Here is a 2,971-nt window from a genome sequence, read left to right as displayed (position 1 = left end):
GAATTATCAGGAGTATTAGCCTCCACTTCTATCTGCTTTGACCTATCAGTATTCGAATTGTTTGTGCCCTTAAGTTGGGGAGGAAAAGTCATATTAGCTGAAAATGCTTTATATCTCCCCGAACTACCAGCAGCAGGAGAAGTAAGCCTAATCAACACAGTACCATCAGCAGCAAGAGAATTAGTCAGAAATCAAAGTATTCCCACTGGAGTAAAAACAGTGAATCTGGCAGGAGAGCCCCTAGATAATCAACTGGTTCAACAACTGTATGAACAACAAACAATTAAAGCGGTATACAATCTTTATGGTCCTAGTGAAGACACAACCTACTCAACATATGGGTTAATGGAAAAAGGAGCAACCAAATCACCAACCATAGGCAGACCAATAGCAAACACCCAGGTATATATTCTTAATGTCCATTTACAACCTGTACCCATAGGAGTAGCAGGAGAGCTACACATAGCAGGAGAAGGGCTAGCACGCAGTTACCTAAAACAAGCAGAATTAACTAGCGAAAAGTTCATCTTTTGGCAAGGGAAAAGATTATACAAAACAGGAGACTTGGTACGTTACCTACCTGATGGCAATATAGAATTTTTAGGTAGAATAGACCACCAAGTAAAAATCCGAGGCTACCGCATAGAAACTGGAGAAATTCAAGGGATTTTAAATGAACATCCCAAAGTCAAAGAAGCAGTGGTAATTGCCAGAGAGGATAAGCCAGGAGACAAACGTTTAGTCGCATACCTAGTAGCTGAAACTGAAACTGCCACGAATTTTAACCCAGAACTATCAAATAATCAACTCAGTAATTGGCAAGAAGTATTCAATCAACAAATAGAGAATGGGGAGAGTGAAATTATCGACCCCTTATTTAACCTCTCAGGTTGGCGCAGCAGTTATGATAACCAGCCCATACCAGTAGAGCAAATGCGCATCTGGGCAGGGGATATTGTTAGCCAAGTATTAGCCCAGAAACCAGAGAGTGTGTGGGAAATCGGTTGTGGCACAGGAATGCTGCTATTTCAAATCGCACCGCAAACACAAAAATATTTAGGCACAGACATCTCCAACGTCTCATTAGAATACATCAAACAACAAATAGAACAGGAACCAGACAAATATCGTCATGTCTCCTTAGCACAGAAACGAGCTGAAGATATGGCTGATCTAGCTCCTAACAGTTTCGATGTCGTATTGCTGAGTTCCATAGTCCAGTATTTCCCGAGTGTGGAGTATCTGTTGGAAGTAATAGAAAACAGTATCCGGGTAGTCAAACCAGGAGGGATGATTTTCTTAGGGGATATCCGGAGTAAGCCATTAATGAAAGCCTTTCACTCTTCGGTGCAACTGTATCAAGCAACTCCCTCACTGTCGAGACAACAACTCAAGTCAAAGATAGACATAAAAATGGAGCAGGAGACCGAGTTATTAGTCTCACCAGAGTTGTTTGTAGCTCTCAAAGCAAAACATCCAGAAATAACTCATTTACAGATACGTTTACAGAGGGGAAGGGAACAGAATGAACTGAATAAATATAGGTATAGCGTACTGTTGCATATAGAGGCACAACCAGGAACAGTAATAACACCGACTGTAGAAAGTGGAGCGGATCTGAGTGTTCAACAGATAGAAACTTATCTGCGAGACCAAGAGCCAGAATCAATTTGCTTTAGTGGTTTAGTCAATGGCAGAGTAGCTAATGATGTAGAGTTGGTAGAGTGGCTATCACAGCCAGAATCAAAACAGAATGTGCAGCAGTTGAGGCAGTTTTTAGAGTCAAAGGAAACCAAGAGCATCGACCCAGAGAGGTTATATGAACTAAGTGCATCTTTAGGGTATAGCTTAGAGTTGTGTTGGTCTGCTCAGGGAAGTCCAGAATTGATGGATGGGGTATTTGTGCGCAGTTCCTTAGCCAAAGAAGGGATAGTGTTAACACCCCTAACTCAAAAATCGGTGGTAGCAAGTAACTGGGTCAATTATGGGAATAATCCGTTGAGTTCCCAGTTGAGAAAGGAACTGATACCGCAGTTGAGAGAGTATCTGGAGTCGAAATTGCCAGAGTATATGGTGCCATCGGGGTTGATGGTGTTGTCACAACTGCCTCTGACTCCTAACGGTAAGGTAGACCGTAAGGCTTTGCCTGTACCGGATGTGGCCAGTAGTGTGTCAACGGAGTATGTAGCTCCACAGACACAGACACAGAAGGTATTAGCAGAGATTTGGGCAGAAGTGTTGGGTATAGAACAGGTGGGAATACACGATAACTTCTTTGATTTGGGAGGGCATTCTTTGATGGCAACTCAAGTTGTGTCTCGGGTGCGAAATACTTTTAATCTGGAGTTATCTGTAAGTAAGCTATTTGAAAATCCTACTATCGCTCAATTAAGCACTGACATTGAAGCTATAGATAATAATATAAACCGATCTCTAGCAAAACGACTACAAACTGCTTCTAATAATCAAGAAAAACGGGAGGAAATCCAACTGTGAAAACATTAGAGAAATTTTTAGAGGAACTCGCTAGTCAAGATGTCAAATTATGGGTTGAAGATGAACGCTTGCGCTGTAATGCTCCAGAAGGAGTATTGACATCAGAGATACGCATTCAACTAAGTGCTCGTAAGCAAGAAATTATTACTTTTTTACAACAAGCTAATTTAAAGAGAGAATTCAAGGAAAACTTAATTAAGCCTATTGAGCGAAATGGCAACCCCCCACCATTATCCTATGCACAACAAAGGCTATGGTTTATTGAAAAAATGGCTTTGAGTAGCAACGCCTACAATATGCCATTAACCCTACATCTGGTAGGGCAATTGGACTATGCAGCCCTACAAAAAAGTCTTAACCAAATCATCGCTCGCCATGAAACCCTGAGAACCACTTTCAGTGAAATCAACGGCACACCAGTACAAATAATTCAACCCCCCTTTGAATTAGAACTACCCAGAAAAGACCTAAGTGG

At 41.5% G+C, this 2,971-nt stretch carries 2 protein-coding genes; both read left to right on the top strand.

Annotated features, from left to right (window positions below):
- A partial coding sequence (locus tag F6K37_RS36620) for an AMP-binding protein (RefSeq protein ID WP_287255891.1) occupies positions 1-2,496 on the top strand: 2,496 nt, incomplete at its 5' end.
- On the top strand, positions 2,493-2,971 hold a 479-nt coding region (locus tag F6K37_RS36615), incomplete at its 3' end, for a TubC N-terminal docking domain-related protein (RefSeq protein WP_287255889.1). The genes F6K37_RS36620 and F6K37_RS36615, both read left to right, overlap by 4 nt.

It is taken from the genome of Moorena sp. SIO4E2 (genome assembly GCF_010671945.1).
Lineage (GTDB): Bacteria > Cyanobacteriota > Cyanobacteriia > Cyanobacteriales > Coleofasciculaceae > Moorena > Moorena producens.
The sequence above is the reverse complement of the archived record's forward strand: the minus strand, read 5'-3'. Positions and strand labels throughout refer to the sequence as shown.